This window comes from Aeromonas sp. 6P (assembly GCF_051919525.1).
Taxonomy (GTDB): domain Bacteria; phylum Pseudomonadota; class Gammaproteobacteria; order Enterobacterales; family Aeromonadaceae; genus Aeromonas; species Aeromonas veronii.
Window position 1 is genome coordinate 1,202,328 of record NZ_JBQBEO010000002.1, and the last position, 24,705, is coordinate 1,227,032.

Genomic DNA, 24,705 nt, shown 5'->3' on the forward strand with positions numbered 1-24,705 from the left:
GGCTGTGGCGAGTTGCCACTTTTTGAGCAAGGTGTGCGCTCATTGACCATTTACGGCAAATGGATTGACGAGTGAGGCTGGTTGTTGCTGCGCAGAGCGGGTTGAAAGAGAGGGGGATCAGACACTCTTGCAGGGGATGTGGCGGTACGTCAGAGTTAAATGAGTAAGGGCTGAGGGGGTCAGTGCAGTGAGAGGAGAAGGCACAAAGGGATAAACAAGCTGACCCCGGAGTGGCTCCGGGGTCGGCGGGATAGGGGTTAGATCCGCCCCTGATAGCGCAGGGGGAAGCGGCCCTGACTGTCGGGCTGGCCGAGGAAGGGGAGTCCTTGTTGCATCTGCGGTGGCAGTTCTGGGCCCGGTTTCAGGGTGCCCTGGAACAGGTATTGGCCATTGGGTTGCAGCTCGAGGCGACCTATGGTCTGCACCGCATCGGAGCCCTGCTTGAGTTCGGCCACCAGTTTGGAGTCGAGGCAGGTGAGTTTCAGCTCGGGGTCGGCCAGATCCAGCTTGCCCGCCGGGGTATCGGCGCTGGCGTTGTACCAGTCGAGGTTGCCGTAGAGGTTGTCACACCAGGGGTTGCCCTGGGCAAACTGCTCCACTTTGAGCTGTAGCTGGCCGGTGACGGTGATCGGGATCGGCAGGCGCATCGGCACCCGGCTCAGCAACCAGGGGGCGGGGGCGTTGAGGGTCAGATCCCGGCCGAAGGCGGCGCCATTCCAGCCGACAACGCCCTGACCATTGAGGCCGTTGCGATCGCCAAAGCGTATGGCCACTTCGGGGGCGAAGCGCAGCAGCGACCAGCCGTTGAGATCCCAGCGCAGCTGGTTCACCGATTCGCTGGCATATTGCAGTCGGGCAATCTGGCCACTCCAGAGGGTGCCGCTCACCCCTTCCAGTTTCAGCAGATTGGCGACGTTGACAGGCAGCGGCAGATGGCGAGCCACCAGCGCTGCGGGCAGGGTGGCCAGCAGGAAGAGCAGATAGGCTGCCAGAAACAGGCTGGCAATCAGGATGCGTTTTTTCATTGGGGACGACTCAACTGCAAACGTCTGACCTTGACCAGACCCGGGGCCAGATCCTCGCGGGCGATCTCGATGATTTGAACCTGAATGCCGTGCTGATCCACCAGTGTGGAGAGCCAGAGCAGCAAGTCATCGAACTGGACCGTGTCGATCCACACTTGCAGCTCCTGCGCCTGGGGTTGCAGTCGGGCAATCTTGATCTTGTGGTTGAAGGCGGTGCGGTTGACCACCCCTTCCAGGGTGCCGCTGGTGTCGATCTGGCGACCCGAGCCCCCCTGCATGGCCAGCACCTCTTCACCCTTCTCCTTGAGCCAGGCGAGGGTCTGCTGCTGGTTTTGCACTTGCCGCTCCCGCTCTGCGATGCGGTTGGCGATGGGCTGCCAGACGCTCCAGTAGAAGAGACCGACCAGCAGCAGAACGCCGCCTGCGACCACCAGCCGCTGTTCCCGTGCTGTGATGCCGTGCCACCAGCTCTGCAATTTTTCCATCATGATGATTTACCCTTGAGCACCAGTGCGCCCTCTACCTTGCCCTCGGTGCTGCGCACCTCGCCTTGCTGTACCTCGAATTGCTTGCCGGCCAGCTCGCGGAACCGCTCGATCTCGGCGAAGCCGGGGGCGGTCACCTGCAGCCTCAGCTCGCGGCGACTGGCATCAAAGCGCATCACCTGTGGTTTCAGGCCGGGGACTTCGGCAAAGGTGGGGGCCAGCTCGGTGAGCATCAGCAGCACGCCGTTTTGCGGGGCCTGTCCCATCTGTTGCAGATGCTGGTTCATCTGGCTGCGCACGTTCACGATGCGGCTTTCACCCGGGAAGATGCGGGTATAGACGGCACGGATCTCCGCTTTCAGCGCCTTGTCCTGCTCGGTGAGCTGATAGAGCTGCACGCCGCGCTGGCCGAGGGCCACCAGCAGCAACAGACCCGCAGTGATGGCTACCTTGCGCCACTGCAACCAGTAGCGGGCATATTCGGTCTGGGGTCGATAGGGGCCGGTCAGCAGGTTGGCCCGGCAGGTGAGGGCCCCCTTGGCCAGCAGCAGAATAGGGAGTTCAGGCTCTGCCGCCTGCCAGTTGGCGGCGGCAATGGCGGGCACCGGGGTGTGGCTGTGGATGGTGACCGGCTCGACTTCGGTTGCCAGCAAGATAGTCAGCAGCGGCTCGTCGGCGACGATCCCCTGACAGGGGCCCTGGCGTACCAGCCACTCATTGCCGAGTTGCAGCGCAGACCAGCCATCCGCGGCCTGTGGCAGCGCCAGCACATCGGGCAGCAGTTGCAGGCTCTTGAGGCCAGCGGCATCGAGCCAGCCGAGCCACTCGGCCATCTTCTGCCGATCCACCGCCATCAGGTCCACCTGCTGGCCCTCGTGGGCCAGCACCACCAGATGGAGCTCGTCCACATCGGAGGCGATCTGCTCCTCCAGCAGGTAGGGGAGGGCCGCCGCCGACTGGCGGTTGTAGCGACCCGGCAGGGTGACGCGCCGGAAGATCAGATCGCTGCCCGGCACCAGGGTAACCACGGGACGGCCGCCAGCGCGCTCCTGCAACTCGCCTAACGCATCAGCGGAGGGGAGCTCGCCGGAGGCGATGATCTCCTGCTCCTGACCGGACCAGACCAGCCAGGCCACGGGTTGTTGTTTATTGGTCCCCAGTCGAATGACCAGACTTTCGCTCACGCATCTCTCTCCTGCGATACCGGTTTGCAAAGGGCGTTGTGCGCCCTGGCAACCGGTGCGCAGCCCGCAGGCTGCATCCAACATCTCTCGTACCCGCGGGCGAGGGCCCGCAGATGCGCTGTTTATTCGGCGCCGCTACTGAGGCGGCGCAGCATCACCAGTTTATTGTCCTTGCCCCGCTGGAACAGGGTTTCGAGCCAGGCCCGGTTGTCGCCGACCTCGGCCACGACTCGGGCTTCGAAGAAGTCGCTCTTGACCACCAGCGCATCTTTCAACCCTTTGACCGAGTCGACCGGTGCGAGCTGATCCGTCATCAGCTTGGGCTCTTTCCACCCCTTCTGTGGCCGCTCGCTCAGTACCCGCTTGGCGTCATCCAGCCCGATAGTGCCCAGATAAAGGGCGACCAGCAGCTCGGGGCGCTGGGGGGCAAGGGTATTGATATTGATCTTCAACTTGTCGTTGGGCAGGGTGCAGACATAGGGGGCCAGTTTGGCATAGACCCTGGCCGTCACCCCGCGCACCGCCCGCAGCTCATCCTTGCCCAGCATCCACTGGTTGGCGGTCAGGTAGGGTGGCTTGAGACCCTCGTAATAGGCGTCCTCTGCGCCAAGGCTGGAGACCAGCACCGTATCCTTGTCGGTCCAGTCACGGATGGCGTCGGTGAGCTGGGCCGCCTCGTAATCATCCATCGCCAGCTGCTTGAGCAGTTCGCGAAACACCTGCACCGGATAGGGCTGCTGAGCCAGCTCCTCGCCGCTCCCCGCCTTGGAGGCCACGCTCAGGCTGTTGAGGTTGAAGCAGGATTGCAGGTCGGTCACCTCGCCCTTGAGCTGGCCATCGTCCACCGGAAACACACTATTCTTGCGGGCCCAGTTCTGGCTGAGGTTGACCACCTCGGGGTTGTCCTTGAAATCCTGCGTCAGCACCTTGCTCACCAGCGCTTCTGCCGAGAGGGCATACCACCACGCCTGTTTGCCGGTGGTGATGTTGGCGGTGCGGCGCAGCTCAAGCTGCAGGCGGCCGCTCATATTGCTGGCGATGATCACCATTACCGAGAGGATCAGCAGCGCCACCAGCAGCGCCATGCCGCGCTGGCGATCGGGTGAGGCGAGATTAGCCCGCATTGGCGCCCTCTCCGTTCTGGCTGTCACCATTACCGCCATTGGTATTGCCGTTGCCGCCGTTGTTCCCGTTATTGCTGTTGTTGCCGCCCCCCTGGTCGGGGTTGCTGCTCTGGCTGTTCTCTTCGGCGCGCTGGCCACCGGCGCCAATCAGGAACTGACGGCGAATGGTGCCGTAATCTTCCAGATCCAGCTCCACTGCCAGCCCGTAGGGCAGCACGCTGCGCTGGCTCCACTCCTCTTTCCAGTTGCCCTTGTCGAAGAAGTAGAGGCGAAACGCCGTGATCCCTGTCAGCACCGGTTGGATGCGCGGCTCGGTGCCGATCACCGGATCCGGATAGAGATAGCTCAGGCGCTCCAGCTTCTGATCCTTGAGACGCCAGCCGACCCGCTGCAGATGGGAGCGGGGCAGCATGCCGTCCGGGTTGAGCCAGCCGCTGCGCATAAAGGCCATGCCCCAGTCATCGCTCTGCTGGCCGAAGCGGGAAGCCGCCAGCAGCACCTTGTTGTTCTCCCCCTCGATGCGACCGCTGCGCGGCACCATCTGGGTGATGTCTCGCTCCAGCAGGGTGAAGGCGAGCTGCAGTTCGTTGAGGCGAGCCTCCTTGCGCTTGGCTACCTCGTCGCTGGTGAGTACCCCCTGCAGCACCTGATAGGCGCCCATGCTGAGAGTGGCGAAGATGGCGATCGCCACCAGCATTTCGAGCAGGGTGAAACCGGCGTGACGGACGGGGCGAGGCGTGCGGGCGGAGAGCTGGGTCATCGGCTGATATAGGTCCGCATCATGGCGACCGGGTTCTCGGCCTTGGCCTCGGTGCGCACTTCCATATCGAGTGCCCGGAAGTTGTTGTCGGCGGTGGCAACGCCGCGATAGCGCCAGTACCAGGTGCTGCCCGCCATCTGCTCATCCCCTTCCACCCAGCTGTCGCCGGGCCACTTGTTCTCGAGCTTCTGTTGCACCAACTGGTTCTCCACCACCCAGGTGGCGAGTGTCTTCTGCTCCAGATAGTTGAGGGCCGAGAGGTGTTCGCTGGCGGTTTTCATTACCGCGAGACCCGCGATGGCAAAGACTGCCAGCGCTACCATCACTTCGAGTAATGTCATGCCCCGTGCGTTCATCGTGCCACCCGTTGCACATGTTGTTGGCACAGAGGTGGCGCCACCATCACTCCTTTCTCAAATAACGTCATACCGCGGGCGTTCACTCGCTCACCTCTTCATCTTCATCACCGGTGAGCAGGGTGAGGCGGCCGAACTCGTCCCCCTTGACGATGCGGGTGTAGCGGGCATCGTCATCCTGCTGGGTGAAGGTGAGCACGAACGGGCTCAGCTCGCCGCCCGGGAAGATGAGCAACTGCGGCGTGCGCTCCTTCTCGTCGCGCTTCTGTTCGGTTTTCTCGTCGGAGTCCGGCTGCCAGCCAAAGCCTTCCAGCTCCAGCGCCAGCGTCATGTTCTCGGCCAGTTGCACGGGCCCCAGCTGCTTGTCGCCAGTCAGGGCCAGCCACTTGCGATCCTTGGCCTGACGCTGCATAAACTGCCAGCCGTTATCCTCGATGCGAATGCCTACCAGCCGACCATCCATCACCGCATACTCCTGCGCCAGCTGCAGCGTCGCCATCAGGCGACGCGCCTGCTTGTCCAGCTCCCGATCTCCTCTGGCGCCTCCCATGCTGAGAGTGACGGCGGTGGCCACTAGTCCCATCAGCATGGCGACCAGCAACACTTCCAGCAGAGTAAAGCCGGATTGGCGACTCTGTTTCATGGCGCTAGCCTCAACTGCATAGCGGTAGCCTCAAGCCGACCCATCAACATGGCAACGAGCAGCACCTCCAGCAGGGTAAAGCCGGATTGGCGACGAGCAGATGGCGCAGCCTTCATTCAGGCTGCTCCAGCAAGGCGGAGTGAATGCGCTGGCGACATATCACTTATTGGAAATCCTTCAGGTTCCAGTTGCCGATGTCGTCATCGGTACCGGCTTCACCATCCAGACCCATGGAGAAGATGTCGATCTTGCCGAACTGGCCCGGGCTCAGCAGCTGGTACGGGTTGCCCCAGGGATCTTGCGGCAGGCGCTTGATGTAGCCGCCATCGCGGTAGCTGCGCGGCGCCGGATCGATAGAAGGCTTGGTCACCAGCGCATCCAGACCCTGTTCGGTGGTCGGGTAGCGGTTGTTGTCCAGCTTGTACATGTCGAGGGCGTTTTCCAGCGCCACGATATCGGAGACCGCTTTTTGCTGGTCAGCTTTCTCCTTGTTGCCCATCAGGTTGGGCACCACCAGACTGGCCAGAATGCCGAGGATCACGATGACCACCATGACTTCCAGCAGGGTAAAACCGGATTGACGACGTTTGTTCATGAGTTGCTCCGTAACGAATGAGATGGGATGGCCCATCAGAGAGTGATCACTGGGTGGGTTCGGCGAGCCGCCAGCGGCGCCACCGAACACCGGAAACTTACATATTCACCATGTTGTTGAGCTCGAGGATCGGCTGCAGGATCGACATCACGATAAACAGCACCACCCCGGCCATGGAGACCACCAGCATGGGTTCGAACACCCCGAGGGCGATATTGACCTGGGATTCAAACTCCCGATCCTGGTTGTCTGCCGCCCGCTCCAGCATGCTGTCGAGCTCGCCGCTTTGCTCGCCGGAGGCGATCATGTGTAGCATCATGGGCGGGAAAATCTTGGTCTCGGTCAGTGACTTGCGCAGACTGGTCCCCTCGCGTACCCGCTCGGCAGCCTCGAGAATGCGCATTCTGGCAAAGTCGTTGGAGAGCACTTCGCCGGAGATCTTCATCCCCTCCAGCAGGGGCACCGCACTGGCGTTGAGGATGCTTAAAGTACGGGCGAAGCGGGCGGTGTTGAGACCGCGGCTGACCCGGCCAATCACCGGCAGACCGAGCAGTACCTGATGCCAGCGTCGGCGACGCTTTTCATCGGTGAGCCACCAGCGCCAGACAAAGCTGCCAAGGAAGATCAGCAGCAGGAACCAGAGGCCGTAGGCCTGCATCAGTTCGCTGGTGCCGATGAGAAAGCGGGTGGTGCCCGGCAATTGTTGACCCATGTGTTCAAACTGGGCCACCACCTTGGGCACCACTGCGGTAAGCAGGATCGAGATAACCCCGATGGCGACGCAGGTGAGCACGATGGGGTAGATCATCGCCTGCAGCAGCTTGGTGCGCATATGCTGGCGCTGCTCGGTGTAGTCGGCGAGGCGGTTGAGCACCTTCTCCAGATGGCCCGATTTTTCACCGGCCGCCACCATGGAGCGAAACAGCTGGTCGAATACATGGGGAAAGGCCCCCAGCGAGTCGGCCAGCGAATAACCTTCCACCACCTTGCTGCGCACGGTCGCCACCAGAGAGCGCAAATGGGCCTTTTCGCACTGCTCGGCCACCGCTTTGAGCGCCTCTTCGATGGTGAGACCGGCCCCGACCAGGGTGGCCAACTGGCGAGTGATCAGAGCCAGCTCGGCAGTGCTGGCACCGCGCCGAAACAGGGCGAAGCGGGTCGCTTCCCGTTTCGCCTTCTCGGTGGTCTCGTTCACCTCGAGGGGAGTGAGCCCCTGCTCGCGCAGCAACTGGCGTACCTGACGGGCGGAATCCCCCTCCATCACGCCGCTCTTGCTGCGCCCCTTGTTGTCGAGGGCCTTGTATTCGAATGCCGCCATCTCAATCTTCCCGGGTCACGCGCAGCACCTCTTCGAGGCTGGTCTGCCCCTTGAGAACCTTGTCGATGCCGTCACGGCGGATGCTGGGGGTGTGGCCGCGGATCAGCCGCTCGATGGCGAGCTCGCCGCTGGCACTGTGAATGGCTTCACGCACCGCTTCATCGATCACCACCAGCTCGTGAATGCCGGTTCGGCCACGGTAGCCGGTGTGGTTGCACAGCTCGCAGCCGACCGGGCGCCACACCTGCTGATCGGGGGCCAGCTCGATGCCCATGGCGAGGCGCTCCTGCTCGGTGATGGGGCGCGGGGCACGGCAATCGGGGCAGAGGGTGCGCACCAGCCGCTGGGCCAGCACCGCCAGCAGGGACGAGGAGAGCAGGAAGGGCTCGATCCCCATGTCCCGCATCCGGGTGATAGCACCGATGGCGGTGTTGGTGTGCAGGGTCGACATCACCAGGTGACCGGTCAGCGACGCCTGCACCGCGATCTGGGCGGTTTCCAGATCTCGAATTTCCCCCACCATCACCACATCCGGATCCTGACGCAAAATGGCGCGCAAGCCGCGGGCGAAGGTCATGTCCACCTTGGTGTTGACCTGGGTCTGGCCCACCCCTTCGAGGTCATATTCGATGGGGTCTTCCACCGTCAGGATGTTGCGATCCCGCGAGTTGATTTCGGAGAGCGCCGCATAGAGGGTGGTGGACTTACCGGAACCGGTCGGGCCGGTGACCAGAATAATGCCGTGGGGCTTGCGAATAAGCTCGCTGATGATGGTGCGGTTGGCCGCGGTCATCCCCAGCTGCTTGAGCTCGAGGCGCACGTTGTTCTTGTCGAGCAGACGCAGTACCACTCGCTCGCCGTAGCTGGACGGCATGGTGGAGACCCGCACGTCGACGGCGCGGCCGCCGATACGCAACGAGATACGGCCATCCTGCGGCACCCGCTTCTCGGCGATATCCATCCGCGACATCACCTTGATCCGCGACACCAGCAGTGAGGCCAGCTTGCGATGGGGGCGCAGGATCTCCCGCAGCACCCCATCGATGCGAAAGCGGATCACCAGCGCCCGCTCGAAGGTCTCGATATGGATATCGGAGGCCTCCTCCTTGATCGCCTCGCTCAGCATGGCGTTAATGAGACGAATGATGGGGGCGTCGTCATCGGCATCCAGCAGATCTTCGCTTTGCGGCAGCTCTTCGGCCAGGGCGAAGAAGTCCATCTCGTTGCCGAGATCTTCCATCAGCTGGCGCGCCTCGGAGGAGTCGCGCTGGTAGTGAGCCATCAGCAGCTCTTCGAAGGCCTCGTTGTCGAGCTGCTCCACCGCGAAGCTGCAACCCGCGACCCGCCGCACTTCCAGCAGGGCCTGCGGGATGACACCGGGGCGGCACTGCAGCACGGGGGCGCCGTCCCGCTCAATCAGGATCACCCCGAAGTTGCGGGCAAAGACAAAGGGGAGCTCGGGCAGTGGCGCAGGCCCGACGCTTCCATCCAGATGGTAGGCACTCATCAGGGCTTACTCTGCACAAACGGGGTGGTGGTCTCGACAGTGCTTTGCTGTCTGCTCCGCATCTCGTTGATCTGCTTCTGGATCTCTTTTTGCAGCTCGGGCGACACCATCACATCCTGGCCATAGGCAGGCAATACCTGACGGGCGGGGGAGGTGAGATACCCCTCCTGCGAGGCGGCATTGAGCTGCTCGGCGCGGAACAGGCTGTATTTGTTGCTGGAGACACCGGTATAGACGTCCGCATCACGCAAGATGGTCGGCCGGATAAAGACCATCAGGTTGCGCTTGGAGGTGGTGTTGGAGGTAGAGCGGAACAGATAGCCCAGCACCGGGATATCGCCAAGCAAGGGCACTTTGGAGACCTGCTCCTTGGTCTGTTCGTCCATCAAACCGCCCAGCACCACAGTTTCGCCACTTTTGACCAGTACCGCGTTCTTGACGGTACGGGTGTCGAAGGTGGGGCCAAGGTTGGCAGTACCGGTCGCCTGGGTCTGGGCGACGCTGGAGACCTCCTGCTCGATATTGAGCAGCACCGAATCCCCTTCGTTGATCTGCGGGGTCACCACCAGCTTGGTGCCCACCGTCTTGCGCTCGATGGTGTTGAACACCTGATCGCTGGTGGTGGAGCTTTGTGAACCGCTCTGGACCGGGACCTCCTGACCGACGTTGAAGGAGGCCTCCTTGTTATCCATGGTGACGATACTCGGGGTGGAGAGAATATCGTTCTTGGTATTGGAGGCCAGCGCCGTGGCCAGCATGGCCCAGTCGCCGTGATAGAAACCGGCGGCCATGCCGTTGAACTCTTTCAGCAGACCGGCAGCGGTGTCGGTCTTGCCATTCTGGTAATCCTTGCCCGCCGCAATGGCGCTGCCGAGGGGCAGACCTGAGTTGGTGAACTGGGTGCCGCCGCCGTTGGCATTGCCCCACTGGACGCCAAGGCTGAGGCCGTCGCCATCCTGCATCTCGACGATGATCGCCTCCACCAGCACCTGGGCGCGGCGGATATCGAGTTTGGCCACCACCTGCTCCAGTTCGGACATCACGTCCGGCTGGGCGGTGATGACCAGCGCATTGGTGGTCTCGTCGGCTGAGATGGCCAGCTTGCCACCGCCGATGCTGGCGCCACCTGTGGTTGCGCCGCCGCCCTTCTTGTCGGCCTCGATGCTGGAGCTAACCCCCTTGAGCACCTCTACCATGTCTTTGGCCTTGCCATATTTGAGGTAGAAGACCCGGGTGTTGCCCTGGCTTTGCAGGTCGCGGTCGAGCTGGCGCACCATCTGGATGATGCGGGCGCGTGCTTTCGGCTCACCACTCACCACCACAGAGTTGGTGCGCTCGTCGGCCACCACCTTGGGGGAGAGCAGCAGGGAGGCGGTGCCCCCCTGGGGGTTGCCATCCTTGTTGAGGTTGGTCACCAGCCGCACCATTTCACCTGCCGAGGCGAACTTGAGCTTGATGATGTCTACATCCTGATCGCCTGCGCGGTCGACCCGGTTCACCACCTCCACCAAGCGGTTGACCACGGCGGCGCGGCCGGTGATCAGCAGCACGTTGGAGGGCTCGTAGTGCACCACGTTGCCACCGCCGGCGTTGTCGTTGAGCTGGCGCAGCAGCGGCGCCAGTTCGCGGACTGAGACGTTGCGCACCGGCACTACCCGGGTCACCATCTCGTCGCCGGAGCCCGGGTTGCTGCCATCCACCACCGGAATGGCGGAGGTCTTGGCATCCCGCGAGCGCAGCACCTTGAGCACCCCGTTGTCCATCGGTACCACGGCAAAGCCGTAGACGTCGAGCACGCTCAGGAAGAACTGGTAGTACTGATCCTCATTGAGCAGGTCGTAGCTGCGCACGTTGATCTTGCCGCGCACCGAGGGCTCTATGATGATGGTTTTATTGAGGTTCTTGCCCACCGTATTGATGAACTCTTCAATCTCGGTGTTCTTGAAACTGGCAGAGTATTCGGTGGCCCAGGCTGAGCCCGCCATCATCAGTGCCGCTGCGATAGTGGCCAGACGCCAGCTTTTCCCTTTAGTGGTCATTATTGGTACGACTCCAAATCATTATTCTGACAAGCGCACAAAGATGTCGAACTGTTCGCCCTGTCGCTCGACGGTCACTGTCATTTCCGTGGCGCCAGCCATCTGCTGCATCGCCTGCATGGCTTGCATGTTGTCCCGTAAATCCAGCCCGTTGATGCTGATGGCCAGGTCATTGGCCTGCAGCCCGCTCTGGTTGAAAAACTCAGGATTGCTGCCCGGGTTGAGGCGATAGCCGGTCATGCGGCCATCCACCTGAACCGGTGAAATATTGAGGTAATCGGTGATCTTGCCCGGATCGGCCATCAGCTCGCTGCGCAGGGAGCCAAGGGGGGCGGCGTTGGTCTGCGGCAGCGGCTTGCCATACTCCTCGCCATCCAGCATCAGGGTCTCGTCGCGGCCATCCCGCTCGATGATCACCCGATCCGGATAGACCTGCCGGATCCGCGCCTGGGTGCCGTCAATCATGTCACCGATCCCGTAGGAGTTCTGGATGCCGGACATGGCGATGATGGCGATGGATTTGGCGGGATCCGAGCTGGCCAGCACCCCGTTGAGCTGGGCATTGAGCTGGGTACGCGGCGCATTGGCGGCCACGGCGGCTTTGGCCTGCGCCTTGGGGATCGCCTTGCCAAACAGCGCCAGTCGGCTTACCTCGCCCAGTTCAAGGCGCGGGTTGCTCTGGCCGCTGACCGCCACTGCGGAGGGTTGCCACGGTTGGCTGGTTTGCGGGCTTGCCAGGGTGAGCAGACGCCAGGTGAGGGCTGCGCTCTGCTGGGCCAGTATGATCAGCAGCGCCAGAAAGGCCACCTGGGTGACTCTGGTCATGGGAAGCCGCCGGCACTGGGCCAGCAGCATGGTCAAGATGTCATCCCTGAATCGTAGCGTCATATTAATCAACAAATTCCAGGCTCTGGGGCGGCTGCGTATTGTGTACGGCCAGTGGCTGTGACACAACGGGTCGGGGTGCGCCAAACCGTAAAAATGGATATTTCATCACACCGTAAACCTTTGAATGCTCACAAAAGTGGCACTCAGGTGAGGTGCATCCTGCTTGCCAGCGAACATCAGGGTACGGTGCGTACTCACCCTCGCCAATCCTGCAGCGCCTTGAGGGTCACGCTCTGTCCGGCGACCTGCAGCACTATGTATTGCTGGTCGATGGTGGCGAGCACGACTCCCGGGGCGATTTCGCTCCCCTCCCGGTATTCCCGGCCATTGAGCACTACGGCGCGCTTGGCGGGGTTGGAGGAGAATACATGAGAGCCGTAGCTCAATTGCGGTACCTGCTGGCGCACCGACTGGGGTGCCGAGCCCAGCGCCATCAACTGGGCCGGTTGCACGTTGTTCTGGCCGGTGGCGTGTGGCGTCTCCTGCAATGGCGTTTCATTGAGGGCTTTCATCAGCTGCTCGGCCAGACTCAGCGCGGGGGTATTCCCCTGACTGGTCCCTTCGTTTTTGGCCACTGCTCTGGGTTGGGCCACCGGCTCCGGCAGGGGCGGGGGCAGTGGACGGGTCACCATTGCCTTGGGTTCGACCCGCACGAAGGGCGGAGTGATCACCTCTTTCACCTCCACCTTCTCCTCGATGGGGCGCAGGTGGAGCAGATGCCAGCCATAGTTGGCGCCCGCCCCCAGCAACAGGGCCAGGGGGGCCAGCAGCCAGCCGATGCGGCGTGGGCTGCGCTCCTCTTCCCGGGGCATGGGCAAGCCCATGGCCGGAATATGGGCGGAGAGTTGCGGTTGCTGCGCACGGCGCAGCGCCTTGAGCAGGGTAGACATCAGGAGGCCTCCTCCAGTCTGGGCATGGGTTCACCGGAGAGGGCGTTGAGACGCAGCAGGGTATTGCTGCCCGCGATGCCATCAGGGGTGAGCCCCTGATCTCGCTGGAACTGCTGCAGCTTGTTCTTGAGCTCGCCATCGAAACGGCGCACCTTGCGCTCGGGTTGCTGCAGCGCACGGCTCAGGGCATTGTCGAGCCACTGGATCTGGGTCTGACCGGCATTGCTGGCGATCAGGCTGACGCCCCCTTTCGGCATGCGCCAGAGCAGGGTGTAGCTGCCGCCCCAGTTGTCGCTGAGCCACTGGCGATCCACCTGCCAGCTCTGGTCGCCGATCATCAGGCTGGCCTTGTTCGGCCCCAGATTGACCAGGGTCGCATAGTAGAGGCCGCCAGTCTGGTCAGTGAGCGTGATCATGGCGGGATACTGCAGGGCGCGCAGCTCGTCGAGGCTCGCCTCTCCCTCCTGACAGCGCAGACCGGCACGGGGCGCGTTGTCGCAGGTTGCCTCGAACGGTTCCGGTTCATAACCCCAGACCCGATAGAGATTCTGCATGGCGCTGTCGGGGTCGATGGCCTGATTGATCGCCTCGGTCAGCTGCTCCTGCTGCTCGGCGGTCTCGTCGATGGTGACCGGCACCTCGACCTTGACTACCGGACGGGTGGGGAACACGCCGAAAAATTGCCAGCCCCACCAGCCTGCGGCCACCAGCAGGGCGCCCGCCAGCGTCACCATCAGACCGGAGGCCCAGCTCCCTTCGTCCCGAACGCCATTGACCTCGAAGGCGGCCTGGCTGATATCGCTGTGGACAATCTTGTAGCTGCCACGGGCGAAAGCGGCGATCAGGGCGCGGTCGCAGATGAGGTTGATGAAACGGGGGATGCCGCCACTCAGGCGATGAAGCGTCTTGATGGCGCGCGGGGTAAAGATGGGTTGTACGCAGCCTGCAACTTGCAGCCGGAAGCGGACGTAGGCATCCACATCGCTGTGAGAGAGCGGCAGCAGGTGATAGCGGGCGGTAATGCGCTGGGCCAGCTGACGCAGCAGGGGTTGGCGCAGCATCTGTTGCAGCTCGGGCTGACCGATCAGCACCACCTGCAGCAGTTTTCGTTCGTCGGTTTCGAGGTTGGTGAGCAGGCGCAGCTGCTCCAGTACGCCGGGCAGCAGGTGCTGCGCCTCATCCACCAGTACCACGCTGCGCTTGCCTGCCGCCAGGTTGGCCAGCAGGTGATCGCGAATAAGGTCGAACAGCCGCTTGATCCCGGCATCTTCGGGATAGGGAAGTTGAAACTCGTCGCAGATGGCGGCCAGCAGATCTCGTTCGGTCAGGGAGGGGTTGAGGATATAGGCGATCTCGGTCTCGGCGGGGAGCTGTTGCAGCAGGCAGCGGGAGACGGTGGTTTTGCCGGTGCCCACTTCGCCGGTCAGCAGCACAAAGCCGCCGCCATCCTGCAATCCATAGTTGAGATGAGCAAGGGCTTCGCCGTGGCGCTCGCTCATATAGAGGTACTTGGGATTGGGCGAGATGGAAAACGGGTGTTCCGAGAGGCCGAAGAACTGTGTGTACATGAGGGTATTCTTTTGTAGCCGGCGACAGATGAAAAATGTCTCCGGATGATAGCAAACCTCGCTTTCATTGGAAGCCATCATTGGCGCCGAAGGGCAAATTGCGGCCTTTTCCTGCCATCTTGTGATCCCGGTAGCGTCATTGGCACGAACCCGGATCACATAATGACAAAAAATAGCTGTAAATAAAGGGAAATATCAATATGGGCACGGCGTGGCAAAGGCCGTCAGCATGGCGCTGAGCTGACCATGGTCGGACCTGTTTGTGTACAATCTATGACGCCGGTTGCCCTGTCAGCCATCAGGGCAAGCTGGTCAGCATGTACTTGCTCAGTGGTGATCCTGAAACTGCGCGGCAATCTCCCTGAACTGCGCCTCACAGGCGAGAAACGCCGCGACGATGCCGGGATCAAAATGGCTGCCGCTCCCCTTCACGATGATCTCCTTCGCTTCCTCATGGCTGAAAGCAGATTTGTAGACCCGTTTCGAGATGAGGGCATCGTAGACATCTGCTACCGCCATCAAACGCCCGGAGAGGGGAATCGCTTCACCCGCCATCCCTGCCGGATAGCCGCTGCCATCCCACTTTTCGTGATGGGTGAGGGAGATCTCCCGGGCCAGCCGCAGGAAGGAGTTGGAGCCCAGCTGCGCCTCGGCACTCGCCAGCGCATCGGCGCCGATCTGCGGGTGGCGCTTCATGATGGCGAACTCCTCGTCGGTCAGCTTGCCCGGTTTGAGCAGGATGGCATCGGGAATGCCCACCTTGCCCACATCGTGCAGGGGGGCAGACTTGAACAACAGATCGATGGTGGCGTCATCGAGCGGATAGCGATCCCAATCGCTGCGACTGAGGTATTGCGCCAGCGCCTTGACGTAGTGCTGGGTGCGAATGATATGGGCGTCAGTCTCGTTGTCCCGGGTCTCCGCCAGCGAGGCGAGGCCGAGGATGGCCACGTCGCGGGTCAGGTTGAGCTCGTCGCTGCGGGATTTCAGCTCACCGATCATCTGATTGGTGCTGGCGGCGATAAGGCCAAACTCGTCATCCCGGGTGACCGGCACCCGGGCGTCGAAGTCACCGCACTGCACTCTGGCCATTGTGCTGGTCTGCTGGCGCAGGGATAGGCCGAGATTGCGACCATAACCGTGAATAATGAGGGCGAGATAACAGAAGGTCACCGTCATTACGAAGGCGATCTCCCACAGGATGTAGTGCTGGGCATCGACCCTCGGCAGGCTGCGCTCCACCGTCACCAGCCACTCCAGATCCTTGTTGAACAGCAAGAAGAAGACGCCCCCCAGCAGGGTGAGGGTCGCCAGGGTAAAGAGAGTGAACTTGCGTGGCAGCGGCATGGCCAGCGGGTGGCTCAGTGCCAGGCTCTGCTCGGCTTGCCGTGTTCTGGCCCGATTCCAATCCCGCTCCAGGGTCAGATCGGCCGCCACCAGAAAGCCGAGGGTGGTCATCCCCAGCAGCACCTTGAGGTGACTCTCCAGCGGGAAGTCGTGGGTCAGGGCGTTGTAGCCCGAGAGCAGCAGTGCTCCCAGCAGGTAGAAACCCACCTCCAGTCCAAACCCGTCCAGCCCGTTGCGCGCCAAGGGCCTTCTTGAGAGCAGCCAATTGCGCACGGCGAACATGATGGCGAACGTCACCAGGGTCGGCCCCAGCAACTGGGGCAGGGTGAGACTCTCGAGAAACGGGCAAACCTGCCAGCCATAGAGACAAAATAGTGACAGGGTTACCCCGTAGTGCAGGGCGCAGCGCCCCGTGATCCTCTGCATATTCCCACCCATGTTGCTGGTTATTGTTATGTCGGCGGGAGGCCCGCCATTACAGGCGCCGCAGCAGCAGGCTACCGATGGAGTAGCCAGCGCCAAAGGAGCACAGTACGCCGCGAGCACCCGCAGGAAGGTCGCGATTGTACAGATGAAACGCGATGATGGAACCCGCCGAGCTGGTATTACCATAGCTATCAAGAATGACCGGCGCCTCCTGCTGGCTGGCATCGTGACCGAGCAGCTTGCGGCCGATGAACTGGTTCATGGTGAGGTTGGCCTGATGGAGCCAGAGCCGGTTCAGGCTCTCGGCAGGCCAGCCCTGCTCATCGAGCTGGTTGGCTATCTGGTCGCACACCAGCGGCAACACCTCCTTGAACACCTTGCGCCCCTGCTGGCGAAACAGCTTGTCGTCGCCGTAGCGGGTGCGCGGGCTCAGCCGGTTCAGAAAGCCGAAGTTGTTGCGGATGTTGTTGGAGTATTGGGTCACCAGCTTGCTGGCCACCAGTTGCCACGGATTGGCCATCTTGCAATCGGCCTCCCGCTCCAGCAGCACAGCGGTGCAGGCATCGCCGAAGATAAAGTGACTGTCTCTGTCCCGGAAATTGAGGTGCCCCGAGCAGATCTCCGGATTGACTACCAGTGCCAGTTTGGCTGTGCCTGCCGCCAGCATGTCGGCGGCTGTCTTGATGCCGAAGGTGGCAGACGAGCAGGCCACGTTCATATCAAAGGCCATGCCGCTCGCCCCCAGATAGTGCTGCAGCTCGATGGCCAGAGCCGGGTAGGGGCGCGGCATGTTGGAGGCGGCGACGATCACCAGATCGATCTCGCCGGGCTCGCGGCCGGCGGCGATCAGTGCCTGCTCGGCGGCGGCCACCGCCATCTCCACCATGATGGAGGGCATCTCGTCGGGCCGCTCCGCCAGCAGCGGCTGCATGATGTCGGGGTTGAGCACTCCCTCTCGGCTCACCAGATAACGACTCTTGATGCCGGATGCCTTCTCGATGAACTCGCAGCTGGAGTGCTGCTTGGCGGGAAGCTGGCCGGCGTCGATGGCGGAGGCGTTCTCCTCGTTGTAGAGATCCACATACTGGTTGAAGGCGGCCACCAGCTCTTCATTGCTGACGACAAAGGGTGGGTTATAGAGGCCTGAGCCACTGATCACGATAGAGGTCATCTTTGCTCCTCGCCGGGTGCGTTCCCGGCTTGTCGGTTTATAGGGTAGAGAGGGTTACAGCTGGTCGATCGCCGCAGCGAGACCCGCCAGGGTCAGCGGATGCATCCGCCCGCCAACCACGTCATTCATCAGCTTGATAGAGGGATGCCAGAGCCACTCCCGCCGTGGGGTGGGGTTGATCCACACCAGTTTGGGAAAGTGCTGCTGCAAGCGGGTAAGCCACACCTGACCCGACTCCTCGTTCCACTGCTCGACACTGCCGCCTGGCCAGGTGATCTCGTAGGGGCCCATGGTGGCATCCCCCACCAGGATCACCCGGTAGTCGCTGCCGTAGGTGCGCAGCAGCCGCAGGGTATCGAATCGCTCCTCAAAGCGGCGGTTATTGTCCTTCCAGACGAAGTCGTAGAGGCAGTTGTGAAAATAGAAGTACTCCAGATGCTTGAACTCGTGGCGCAGGGCGGAGAAGAGGCGCTGCACCTCTGCTACGTGGGCATCCATGGAGCCTCCGACATCGAAGAAAACCAATAGCTTCACCCCGTTGTGGCACTCGGGCCGTAACTTCACATCGAGCCAACCCTGGCGGGCAGAGCTTTTTATGGTGTCGTCGAGATCCAGCTCGTCGGGATTGCCTTTGCGCACCCAACGTCTGAGCTTGCGCAGCGCCAGCTGGATGGCGCGCTGGCCGAGCGGCGAGTCGTCGCTGAAGTTGCGATAGTGACGGGCCTCCCATACCTTGGCCGCCTTGCCGTGCTGCCCCTCTCCACCCATTCGAACGCCCTCGGGGTGAAAACCGCCGTGGCCAAACGGGCTGCTGCCACCGGTCCCTACCCACTTGTTGCCACCGGCGTGGCGCTCTTTCTGCTCGCGTAATCGCTGGTTAAGGGTCTCCAGCAGCTTGTCGAGTCCGCCGAGGGATTTGAGCAGCGCCTTCTCCTCTGGGCTCAACAGCCGTTCGAACTCCTTGCGCAGCCACTCCTCGGACAGGCTCTCCGGCAGCAGGGGAATGGCATCCAGACCCTCGTAGTATTCGGCGAAGGCACGATCGAAGCGATCGTAGTGAGCCTCGTCTTTTACCAGCAGGCAGCGGGATAGCTGGTAGAACTCGTCCATATCGATGGTGACCAGCCGAGCAGCCAGTGCAGCGTGCAAGTCCAGCAGCTCGCGCAGGCTGCACGGCAGCTTGTGGCGGCGCAGGTGGGTAAAAAAGTCGATCAGCATGGGTCAGCTGCCGCGCCGGGCCAGAAAGGCGAGCTTCTCGAAGAGATGCAGATCCTGCTCGGTCTTGAGCAGAGCACCGTATAGCGCGGGCACCAGCTTGCCGGGCTCGCGGGCACGCATCGCCTCGGGGGCGATATCGTCGGCCAAGAGCAGGCGGATCCAGTCCAGCAGCTCCGAGGTGGAGGGCTTCTTGCGCAGCCCCTCTACCTCGCGCAGCTCGAAGAAGAGATCCATTGCCTCGCCAAGCAGGCTCTCCTTGAGGTCGGGGTAGTGGAGTTTGACGATGGCCTGCATCTCGGCCTTGTCGGGGAAGCGGATGTAGTGAAAGAAGCAGCGGCGCAGGAAAGCATCCGGCAGCTCTTTCTCATTGTTGGAGGTGATGATGACCACCGGCCGCTGGCGCGCCTTGACTCGCTCGCCGGTCTCGTAGACGTCGAACTCCATCCGATCCAGCTCCAGCAGCAGATCGTTGGGGAATTCGATGTCGGCCTTGTCGATCTCGTCGATCAGCAGCACAGGTCGCTGCTCGGCGCTGAAGGCCTGCCACAACTTGCCTTTACGAATGTAGTGACTGATATCGGCCACTCTGGGATCGCCGAGCTGGGAGTCGCGCAGCCGGGCCACCGCATCATATTCGTAGAGTCCCTGTTGGGCCTTGGTGGTGGACTTGATATGCCAGGCAATGAGATCGGTGCCAAGATGGTCGGCGACCGCTTCCGCCAGCACCGTCTTGCCGGTGCCCGGCTCCCCTTTGATCAGCAGCGGTTTTTCGAGGGTGATGGCGGCATTGACCGCCATCTTCAATGCATCGGAGGCGAGATACTGGCTGCTTCCTGAAAATCCCATAACGTCGGTTCCTTTGACGATTGGCACCCGGAGTCAGGGGCCAGAGAGAATAAGCTCTATATGTTGTAATACCATATGGTTATAACGAATAGTCACTTCTCATTCAGAAACCACAGGGTAATCTTGTTTCATCGTCGTAACAAACACAGGGATAGCGCCATGAGCAAAATTTTTGAGGACAACAGCCAGACTATCGGTCACACCCCGCTGGTTCGTCTCAACCGTGTTACCAAAGGTCGCGTGCTGGCCAAGATCGAGAGCCGCAACCCCAGCTTCAGCGTCAAGTGCCGTATCGGTGCCAACCTGATCTGGGATGCCGAGAAGCGCGGCATCCTGACCAAGGGTAAGGAGATCATCGAGCCCACCAGCGGCAACACGGGTATTGCTCTGGCCTTTGTCGCGGCAGCTCGCGGCTATCCCATCACCCTGACCATGCCGGCCACCATGAGCCTGGAGCGCCGCAAGCTGCTCAAGGCGCTCGGTGCCAATCTGGTGCTGACCGAAGGGCCCCTCGGCATGAAGGGGGCCATTGCCAAGGCCAACGAGATCCTCGAATCCGAGCCGGGCAAGTATGTGTTGCTGCAACAGTTTGAAAACCCGGCCAACCCGGAGATCCACGAAAAGACCACCGGCCCCGAGATTTGGGATGCCACTGACGGCGAAGTGGATGTGTTCGTGGCCGGAGTAGGTACCGGCGGCACCATTACCGGTGTCTCCCGCTACCTGAAGAAGACCCAGGGCAAGGCGGTGGTCTCTGTCGCGGTCGAACCGGCGGAGTCGCCGGTCATCAGCCAGAAGCTAGCCGGGGAAGAGATTAAACCCGGCCCCCACAAGATCCAGGGGATCGGCGCCGGCTTTATTCCGGGCAACCTGGACCTCTCCCTGATCGATCGGGTGGAGAAGGTGACCAGCGATGAAGCCATCGAGATGGCTCGCCGCCTGATGGAGGAGGAGGGGATCCTGGCCGGTATCAGCTCCGGTGCTGCGGTGGTGGCTGCCAGCCGTCTGGCCGAGCTGCCGGAATTTGCGGGCAAAACCATTGTGGTCATCCTGCCGAGTGCGGCGGAGCGTTACCTCTCCAGCGCCCTGTTTGCCGGGGTGTTCAGCGAGCAGGAACTGCAGCAGTAACTGATCGGAATCTTTCAAAACAGCGGCGCTCCCAGGAGCGCCGCTTCTTTATGGGCTAGACTCAACCCCTGTTAGTGTCACTTGATCCTTATTTTTTGGGGTAAAATAACAAGTTCCGGAGTGAGAAAAAAAGCAGACATTCCGCTCTAAATCTCATATCCTGTGCGGCGTCACGCGGTGTTTGCTGGCTGGGTATCACAAAGTAACAAAGTGTTATTTTTCGTTATAAAATAATTTCAGGCCAGTCCTGATGCGGCTTGTAGCCCAATAACTGAAAATTGCCAACCAGCGCGCCGATTACTGCACAGAAACTTGACCTGGATTAAACCATTGCGGGTCTGCTTTCGTTACTTTACAACATATCCATACTGACACGGTGGGTCAGGTTGCTTCAAAAACGACCAACCCACCAAAAAATATCAATAATATGGGGTGAAACCATGTACGAGAAGTCTGTTGTTATTACTGCTGAAAACGGCCTGCACACCCGTCCGGCAGCTCAGTTCGTGAAAGAAGCCAAAGAATTCCAAAGCGAGATCACTGTGGTCTCCGGTGGCAAGTCCGCCAGCGCCAAGAGCCTGTTCAAGCTGCAGACCCTGGGCCTGACCAAGGGTACCAACGTAACTATCCAGGCTGATGGCCCGGATGCTCAGCAAGCTGTTGAGAAGCTGGTTGCCCTGATGGACGAGCTGGAGTAATCCAGCTTTAGATTCCTCCCCCACAGTCGTTTTAATAGGAAGGATTATGATATCTGGCATTCTTGCGTCCCCCGGTATCGCATTCGGTAAGGCGCTTCTTCTGAAAGAAGATGAAATCGTTATCAATCAGGGCAAAATCTCTGCTGACCAGATTGATGTCGAGATCAACCGTTTCCTCGAAGCTCGTACCAAGTCAGCTGCCCAGCTGGAAGCCATCAAAGAGATGGCCGGTCGCACCTTCGGTGAGGAAAAAGAGGCCATCTTCGAAGGCCACATCATGCTGCTCGAAGATGAGGAGCTGGAAGGGGATATCAAATCCTTCATCAAAGAGAACAAGGCTTCCGCTGACAAAGCCATCTATGAGGTGATCGAACAGTACGCCAAGATGATGGCCGAGCTGGATGACCCTTATCTGCGCGAACGCGCTACCGACTTCCGTGACATCGGTACCCGTCTGGTCAAGAACGTACTGGGCATCGCCGTTGTCAACCTGAGCACCATCGACGAAGAGGTGATCCTGGTCGCCAAAGACCTGACCCCGTCTGAAACCGCTCAGATCAACCTGAAATATGTGCTGGGTTTCGTCACCGACATCGGTGGCCGTACCTCTCACACCTCCATCATGGCCCGCTCCCTGGAGCTGCCGGCCGTGGTAGGCACCAACGACATCACCGAGCGCGTCAAGAACGGTGACATGCTGGTGCTGGATGCGATCAACAACCAGATCATCATCAATCCGACCGCTGAACAGCTGACCGAAGCCAAGAAGTTCCAGGCTCAGTTCCAGGCCGAGAAAGATGAGCTGGCCAAGCTGAAAGATCTGCCTGCCATCACGCTGGATGGTCACCAGGTCGAAGTGTGCGCCAACATCGGTACCGTCAAGGATACCGAAGGTGCCATCCGCAATGGCGCCGAAGGCGTGGGTCTGTACCGTACCGAGTTCCTGTTTATGGACCGTGACGCGCTGCCGACCGAAGAAGAGCAGTTCAAAGCCTACAAAGAAGTGGCCGAAGCGATGCCGGATCAGCCGATCATCGTGCGTACCATGGACATTGGCGGCGACAAAGAGCTGCCGTACATGAATTTCCCGAAAGAGATGAACCCCTTCTTGGGCTGGCGTGCCGTGCGTATTTTCTTCGACCGCGAAGACATCATGCACGCTCAGCTGCGGGCCATTCTGCGCGCCTCTGCCTTCGGCAAGCTACGCATCATGTTCCCGATGATCATCTCTGTCGAAGAGTTCCGTAGCCTGAAAGCTACCGTAGAGACGCTGAAAGCCGAACTGCGTGCCGAAGGCAAAGCCTTTGATGAATCCATCGAAGTGGGTATCATGATCGAGACCCCGGCCGCTGCCGTGATGGCTGATCATCTGGCCAAGGAAGTGGATTTCTTCAGTATCGGTACCAACGACCTGACCCAGTACACTCTGGCTGTCGATCGTGGTAACGAGATGATCTCCGCCATGTACAACCCGCTCTCACCCTCCGTCCTGACCCTGATCAAGATGGTTATCGATGCGTCCCACGCCGAAGGCAAGTGGACCGGTATGTGTGGTGAACTGGCTGGTGACGAGCGCGCTACCCTGCTGCTGCTGGGTATGGGTCTGGATGAGTTCTCCATGAGCGCCATCTCTGTACCGCGTATCAAGAAGCTTATCCGCAACACCAACTTCGAAGATGTGAAGGCAATGGCTGATCAAGCACTGAGCTTTGCCACCGCCGCTGAAATCGAAGCATGCGTAGATAACTTTATTAAGCAGAAAGCAGTCTGCTAAGATCGGCTGCAAACAGCGACAAATCATCTCTAGGAGCTTTATATGGGTCTGTTTGATAAACTGAAGAAACTGGTTTCCGACGATAGCTCTGACACCGGCGGCATCGAAATCTTTGCTCCGCTGTCTGGCGAAATCGTGCCGATCGAAGATGTGCCTGACGTTGTCTTCGCCGAGAAGATCGTTGGTGACGGTATCGCCATCAAGCCGGCTGGCAACAAGATGGTTGCTCCGTGCGATGGTACCATCGGCAAGATTTTCGAGACCAACCACGCGTTCTCTCTGGAATCCGACTCCGGTATCGAGCTGTTCGTTCACTTCGGTATCGACACCGTTGAACTGAAAGGCGAAGGCTTCAAGCGTATCGCTCAGGAAGGTCAACAGGTCAAGCGCGGCGACACCATCATCGAGTTCGATCTGGCCGTTCTGGAAGCGAAAGCCAAGTCTACCCTGACTCCGGTTGTCATCTCCAACATGGACGAGATCAAAGAGCTGATCAAAATGACTGGTGCCGTGACTGTGGGCGAGACCCCGGTTATCCGTATCAAGAAGTAATGCCAGGCTGGCTCACGCCAGTTGCGCAGTAAAAAACCGAAGCCTTGTGCTTCGGTTTTTTTATGGCCGCGAGTCGGCTTTCCTTTCTGGTGATCACTCTATTCCGTCGAGATGACAACCCGGTTACGCCCCTGATCCTTGGCCTGATAAAGGGCCCGGTCGGCCATCATCAGCAGATAGTCGATGCTCTCCTGCCCCTTCATGCTGGCACACCCCAGACTGATGGTGAGGGAGAGCTGCTTCCCCTGCCATGGCAAGCGGGTGGTACTGACATGCTGGCGCAGCTGTTCGGCGCGCCGTGCCGCCTGTTCAATATCGCAACCAGGCAGGATCAGCAGGAACTCCTCCCCGCCCCAACGGGCCAGACTCTCCCCCGGCAACAGCTGGCCCGCCATGGCGTGGGCGACGGCGCAGAGCGCGGCATCGCCCGCAGGGTGGCCGTAGCGGTCATTGACCTGTTTGAAATGGTCGATATCTCCCAACACCACCGAGAGGGGCTCACCTTGCAACCAAAGGGCCTGCAGCTGTTGCTGGGCGCCACGCCGGTTGGTCAGTTCGGTGAGCGGATCGGTGCAGGAGAGGCGGCTCACCTCTTCCACCATGCACTGCAGGTCGTGGATATCGCGAAAGGTGACGATATGGCCATCCGGGATGGCATCGGCTCCCAGCTGGGCAGTGACGATAAACCAGCGTGACTGACCGCTCTTGCAGCGGATCAGCGCAGGCATTTCGGCGACCTCCAGCCCTTGCGACAAGCTCTGTTCCACCTGGGAGTGCCAGGAGTCGATGATGGTGCGGCGATACCCTTCATCCGGGTAGGCGACCTGAAACCAGGAGGCCATGTCCGGCAGATCGTCAAGGTTGTAGCCTAGCTGCTCAATAAAGGCTTTATTCAGAAAGCGGTGGCGCCGCTGCGGGATCATGTCGGGTGAGCAGCCATCGTGACGGGCAATAGATTCTGACACCAGAATAGGCAGCGGGATCACATCGAAGGAGCGAAACAGGATCTGTTGCAGTTCTCGGTCATTCATAGGAAAAGCGGCTCCACGATGCATCTTTTACATGCTTTACCATAGGTCAGACCTGTTTGGTGGTAAACCGATTTATAGCGGTTCCGCCGCCGGTTTTTCAGCCAATGGCAAAGGCGAGAAAACGGCGGAGTT

General features: G+C 60.7%; 23 protein-coding genes and 1 pseudogene. 4 read left to right on the plus strand and 20 right to left on the minus strand.

Annotated elements, in window-relative coordinates:
- Positions 1 to 257: 257 nt before the first annotated feature.
- The 19 genes and pseudogenes from exeN to ACTG2J_RS05920 all read right to left on the minus strand — a co-directional run bounded on the left by exeN (position 258) and on the right by ACTG2J_RS05920 (position 19,390).
- Entirely contained in the window at positions 258 to 1,025 is a 768-nt protein-coding gene (gene exeN, locus ACTG2J_RS05830) for a GspN family type II secretion system protein ExeN (protein ID WP_439997277.1), read from the minus strand.
- Positions 1,022 to 1,513 carry a GspM family type II secretion system protein ExeM gene (exeM, locus tag ACTG2J_RS05835; RefSeq protein WP_439997278.1) on the minus strand — a complete coding sequence of 164 codons (492 nt, stop codon included), beginning with the start codon at positions 1,511 to 1,513 and terminating at the stop codon, positions 1,022 to 1,024. The genes exeN and exeM overlap by 4 nt, the downstream gene beginning before the upstream one ends.
- Complete coding sequence (exeL, locus tag ACTG2J_RS05840) at positions 1,510 to 2,694, minus strand: GspL family type II secretion system protein ExeL (RefSeq protein ID WP_439997279.1); 1,185 nt, start codon at positions 2,692 to 2,694, stop codon at positions 1,510 to 1,512. Before exeL ends, exeM begins: the two co-directional genes overlap by 4 nt.
- 122 nt (positions 2,695 to 2,816) lie before the next feature.
- Positions 2,817 to 3,818: a GspK family T2SS minor pseudopilin variant ExeK gene (gene exeK / locus ACTG2J_RS05845; RefSeq protein ID WP_439997280.1), complete on the minus strand. Its 1,002-nt coding sequence runs from the start codon at positions 3,816 to 3,818 to the stop codon at positions 2,817 to 2,819.
- Positions 3,819 to 3,930: 112 nt separating this feature from the next.
- A pseudogene (gspJ, locus tag ACTG2J_RS05850) lies at positions 3,931 to 4,578 on the minus strand (type II secretion system minor pseudopilin GspJ); the annotation flags it as partial.
- Positions 4,575 to 4,934 carry a GspI family T2SS minor pseudopilin variant ExeI gene (gene exeI, locus ACTG2J_RS05855; RefSeq protein WP_005338301.1) on the minus strand — a complete coding sequence of 120 codons (360 nt, stop codon included), beginning with the start codon at positions 4,932 to 4,934 and terminating at the stop codon, positions 4,575 to 4,577. The gene exeI and the pseudogene gspJ, both read right to left, overlap by 4 nt.
- Before the next feature lie 82 nt (positions 4,935 to 5,016).
- A complete protein-coding gene (gene exeH / locus ACTG2J_RS05860) occupies positions 5,017 to 5,577 on the minus strand; it encodes a GspH family T2SS minor pseudopilin variant ExeH (protein WP_439997281.1) in 561 nt (186 codons plus the stop codon).
- Positions 5,574 to 5,693 carry a type II secretion system protein gene (locus ACTG2J_RS05865; RefSeq protein WP_082628446.1) on the minus strand — a complete coding sequence of 40 codons (120 nt, stop codon included), beginning with the start codon at positions 5,691 to 5,693 and terminating at the stop codon, positions 5,574 to 5,576. Before ACTG2J_RS05865 ends, exeH begins: the two co-directional genes overlap by 4 nt.
- A gap of 47 nt (positions 5,694 to 5,740) precedes the next feature.
- Positions 5,741 to 6,172 carry a GspG family T2SS major pseudopilin variant ExeG gene (exeG, locus tag ACTG2J_RS05870; protein ID WP_005338297.1) on the minus strand — a complete coding sequence of 144 codons (432 nt, stop codon included), beginning with the start codon at positions 6,170 to 6,172 and terminating at the stop codon, positions 5,741 to 5,743.
- Between the two features lie 97 nt (positions 6,173 to 6,269).
- Positions 6,270 to 7,490: a GspF family T2SS innner membrane protein variant ExeF gene (gene exeF, locus ACTG2J_RS05875; protein WP_005338296.1), complete on the minus strand. Its 1,221-nt coding sequence runs from the start codon at positions 7,488 to 7,490 to the stop codon at positions 6,270 to 6,272.
- Between the two features lies 1 nt (position 7,491).
- Positions 7,492 to 8,997: a GspE family T2SS ATPase variant ExeE gene (gene exeE, locus ACTG2J_RS05880; protein WP_439997282.1), complete on the minus strand. Its 1,506-nt coding sequence runs from the start codon at positions 8,995 to 8,997 to the stop codon at positions 7,492 to 7,494.
- On the minus strand, positions 8,997 to 11,036 hold the full coding sequence (gene exeD, locus ACTG2J_RS05885) for a GspD family T2SS secretin variant ExeD (RefSeq protein WP_216948207.1): 2,040 nt from the start codon (positions 11,034 to 11,036) through the stop codon (positions 8,997 to 8,999). The genes exeE and exeD overlap by 1 nt, the downstream gene beginning before the upstream one ends.
- 21 nt (positions 11,037 to 11,057) lie before the next feature.
- Positions 11,058 to 11,891 (minus strand): GspC family type II secretion system variant ExeC, encoded by an 834-nt coding sequence (exeC, locus tag ACTG2J_RS05890; RefSeq protein ID WP_439997903.1) that lies wholly within the window; start codon positions 11,889 to 11,891, stop codon positions 11,058 to 11,060.
- 227 nt (positions 11,892 to 12,118) lie between these two features.
- Positions 12,119 to 12,814, minus strand: a complete 696-nt coding sequence (exeB, locus tag ACTG2J_RS05895; protein WP_139741774.1) for a GspB family T2SS assembly factor variant ExeB — start codon at positions 12,812 to 12,814, stop codon at positions 12,119 to 12,121.
- Positions 12,814 to 14,382, minus strand: a complete 1,569-nt coding sequence (locus tag ACTG2J_RS05900; protein WP_040065846.1) for an ExeA family protein — start codon at positions 14,380 to 14,382, stop codon at positions 12,814 to 12,816. The genes exeB and ACTG2J_RS05900 overlap by 1 nt, the downstream gene beginning before the upstream one ends.
- Positions 14,383 to 14,709: 327 nt before the next feature.
- Complete coding sequence (locus ACTG2J_RS05905; protein WP_439997283.1) at positions 14,710 to 16,155, minus strand: HD domain-containing phosphohydrolase; 1,446 nt, start codon at positions 16,153 to 16,155, stop codon at positions 14,710 to 14,712.
- Between the two features lie 49 nt (positions 16,156 to 16,204).
- Positions 16,205 to 17,326, minus strand: coding sequence for a beta-ketoacyl-ACP synthase III (locus ACTG2J_RS05910; RefSeq protein WP_201947974.1), 1,122 nt, complete (start codon positions 17,324 to 17,326; stop codon positions 16,205 to 16,207).
- A 54-nt stretch (positions 17,327 to 17,380) separates the two neighbouring features.
- Complete coding sequence (locus ACTG2J_RS05915; protein ID WP_201947976.1) at positions 17,381 to 18,544, minus strand: vWA domain-containing protein; 1,164 nt, start codon at positions 18,542 to 18,544, stop codon at positions 17,381 to 17,383.
- Positions 18,545 to 18,547: 3 nt separating this feature from the next.
- Entirely contained in the window at positions 18,548 to 19,390 is an 843-nt protein-coding gene (locus tag ACTG2J_RS05920; RefSeq protein ID WP_013723987.1) for an AAA family ATPase, read from the minus strand.
- A 159-nt stretch (positions 19,391 to 19,549) separates the two neighbouring features.
- Between ACTG2J_RS05920 and cysK the strand changes: the two genes are divergently transcribed.
- From cysK to crr, 4 genes are all read left to right on the plus strand, one after another.
- Entirely contained in the window at positions 19,550 to 20,518 is a 969-nt protein-coding gene (gene cysK, locus ACTG2J_RS05925) for a cysteine synthase A (RefSeq protein ID WP_047440293.1), read from the plus strand.
- A gap of 440 nt (positions 20,519 to 20,958) precedes the next feature.
- On the plus strand, positions 20,959 to 21,216 hold the full coding sequence (locus ACTG2J_RS05930) for an HPr family phosphocarrier protein (protein WP_005338266.1): 258 nt from the start codon (positions 20,959 to 20,961) through the stop codon (positions 21,214 to 21,216).
- 46 nt (positions 21,217 to 21,262) lie between these two features.
- On the plus strand, positions 21,263 to 22,990 hold the full coding sequence (gene ptsI, locus ACTG2J_RS05935; protein ID WP_439997284.1) for a phosphoenolpyruvate-protein phosphotransferase PtsI: 1,728 nt from the start codon (positions 21,263 to 21,265) through the stop codon (positions 22,988 to 22,990).
- Positions 22,991 to 23,032: 42 nt separating this feature from the next.
- Positions 23,033 to 23,542 (plus strand): PTS glucose transporter subunit IIA, encoded by a 510-nt coding sequence (gene crr, locus ACTG2J_RS05940; RefSeq protein ID WP_005338264.1) that lies wholly within the window; start codon positions 23,033 to 23,035, stop codon positions 23,540 to 23,542.
- Between the two features lie 98 nt (positions 23,543 to 23,640).
- Here the strand turns inward: crr and ACTG2J_RS05945 are convergent, their stop codons facing one another.
- Positions 23,641 to 24,573 carry a GGDEF domain-containing protein gene (locus ACTG2J_RS05945; protein WP_103251314.1) on the minus strand — a complete coding sequence of 311 codons (933 nt, stop codon included), beginning with the start codon at positions 24,571 to 24,573 and terminating at the stop codon, positions 23,641 to 23,643.
- Positions 24,574 to 24,705 lie beyond the last annotated feature (132 nt).

Coding starts and splice junctions, on each gene's coding strand:
- exeN (WP_439997277.1), bottom strand. CDS start 1,025: ATGAAAAAACGCATCCTGATTGCCAGCCTGTTTCTGGCAGCCTATCTG.
- exeM (WP_439997278.1), bottom strand. CDS start 1,513: ATGATGGAAAAATTGCAGAGCTGGTGGCACGGCATCACAGCACGGGAA.
- exeK (WP_439997280.1), bottom strand. CDS start 3,818: ATGCGGGCTAATCTCGCCTCACCCGATCGCCAGCGCGGCATGGCGCTG.
- exeI (WP_005338301.1), bottom strand. CDS start 4,934: ATGAACGCACGGGGCATGACATTACTCGAAGTGATGGTAGCGCTGGCA.
- exeH (WP_439997281.1), bottom strand. CDS start 5,577: ATGAAACAGAGTCGCCAATCCGGCTTTACTCTGCTGGAAGTGTTGCTG.
- ACTG2J_RS05865 (WP_082628446.1), bottom strand. CDS start 5,693: ATGAAGGCTGCGCCATCTGCTCGTCGCCAATCCGGCTTTACCCTGCTG.
- exeG (WP_005338297.1), bottom strand. CDS start 6,172: ATGAACAAACGTCGTCAATCCGGTTTTACCCTGCTGGAAGTCATGGTG.
- exeF (WP_005338296.1), bottom strand. CDS start 7,490: ATGGCGGCATTCGAATACAAGGCCCTCGACAACAAGGGGCGCAGCAAG.
- exeE (WP_439997282.1), bottom strand. CDS start 8,997: ATGAGTGCCTACCATCTGGATGGAAGCGTCGGGCCTGCGCCACTGCCC.
- exeD (WP_216948207.1), bottom strand. CDS start 11,036: ATGACCACTAAAGGGAAAAGCTGGCGTCTGGCCACTATCGCAGCGGCA.
- exeC (WP_439997903.1), bottom strand. CDS start 11,891: ATGCTGCTGGCCCAGTGCCGGCGGCTTCCCATGACCAGAGTCACCCAG.
- exeB (WP_139741774.1), bottom strand. CDS start 12,814: ATGTCTACCCTGCTCAAGGCGCTGCGCCGTGCGCAGCAACCGCAACTC.
- ACTG2J_RS05900 (WP_040065846.1), bottom strand. CDS start 14,382: ATGTACACACAGTTCTTCGGCCTCTCGGAACACCCGTTTTCCATCTCG.
- ACTG2J_RS05905 (WP_439997283.1), bottom strand. CDS start 16,155: ATGCAGAGGATCACGGGGCGCTGCGCCCTGCACTACGGGGTAACCCTG.
- ACTG2J_RS05910 (WP_201947974.1), bottom strand. CDS start 17,326: ATGACCTCTATCGTGATCAGTGGCTCAGGCCTCTATAACCCACCCTTT.
- ACTG2J_RS05915 (WP_201947976.1), bottom strand. CDS start 18,544: ATGCTGATCGACTTTTTTACCCACCTGCGCCGCCACAAGCTGCCGTGC.
- ACTG2J_RS05920 (WP_013723987.1), bottom strand. CDS start 19,390: ATGGGATTTTCAGGAAGCAGCCAGTATCTCGCCTCCGATGCATTGAAG.
- cysK (WP_047440293.1), top strand. CDS start 19,550: ATGAGCAAAATTTTTGAGGACAACAGCCAGACTATCGGTCACACCCCG.
- ACTG2J_RS05930 (WP_005338266.1), top strand. CDS start 20,959: ATGTACGAGAAGTCTGTTGTTATTACTGCTGAAAACGGCCTGCACACC.
- ptsI (WP_439997284.1), top strand. CDS start 21,263: ATGATATCTGGCATTCTTGCGTCCCCCGGTATCGCATTCGGTAAGGCG.
- crr (WP_005338264.1), top strand. CDS start 23,033: ATGGGTCTGTTTGATAAACTGAAGAAACTGGTTTCCGACGATAGCTCT.
- ACTG2J_RS05945 (WP_103251314.1), bottom strand. CDS start 24,573: ATGAATGACCGAGAACTGCAACAGATCCTGTTTCGCTCCTTCGATGTG.